This is a genomic window from Brevundimonas sp., from assembly GCF_036659295.1.
Classification (GTDB): domain Bacteria; phylum Pseudomonadota; class Alphaproteobacteria; order Caulobacterales; family Caulobacteraceae; genus Brevundimonas.
In genome coordinates, this window is the sequence record NZ_JAVXCU010000166.1 from 1 (window position 1) to 686 (window position 686).

Here is a 686-nt window from a genome sequence, read left to right on the forward strand (position 1 = left end):
ACGCGCGGAGCGAATTAGAGTTGTTGAAAGGCGCCTTGTGGGCTGCCGTCAGGGAAATCAGCCCCAGCGCACGGGTTTAAGAAGCGCACGCGGGAGACAGAGCGTTTGAAATCTCAAACGAATCCTAGGATCAATGGGGGTACAGGGCAATAGTCTGTTCGAAAAAAAGAACGAAAATGGCCCATTTGCCGAAACTTTCTGATCAGCGTATTCGGGCCAGGTTCCAGCACCCCGATCACCGGCCCCCGGCGCAGGGCCTCTAAGCAGCAGATTCCTACGCGTGAACGCCCAAAGACCAGCATGGACGCCCAAGGTCGACATGGGTATGATGTCGCCCGCACAAGCATCCGTAGCTCAGCTGGATAGAGTACTGCCCTCCGAAGGCAGGGGTCGTGGGTTCGAATCCCGCCGGGTGCACCAGATACAGATGAAAAAGCCCCAGGTCGCAAGACCTGGGGCTTTTTTGTGGGCGCTGTCACAAAGACTCTTCTGCCGGCCATATCCAACTAGGCAAAGCGCTTTTGCGTTGTAAGTTGGAGTGCGTAAACTGGCAACGCGAAGAGTGCACTACATAAGTTTGTTCTCATTTTGCATCTGGCCGTTAGCTTACTGAGTTGTCACTTCACCGGCCTTGTGAAAGAGCTTGGCGAAGATCATCCACTGGCCATCGACTTTCATCAAGTTCA

At 54.2% G+C, this 686-nt stretch carries 1 tRNA gene; it reads left to right on the top strand.

The window, feature by feature from the left end:
• The first annotated feature begins 343 nt into the window (after positions 1–343).
• Positions 344–420: transfer RNA gene (locus RSB01_RS14150), tRNA-Arg, on the top strand.
• Positions 421–686 lie beyond the last annotated feature (266 nt).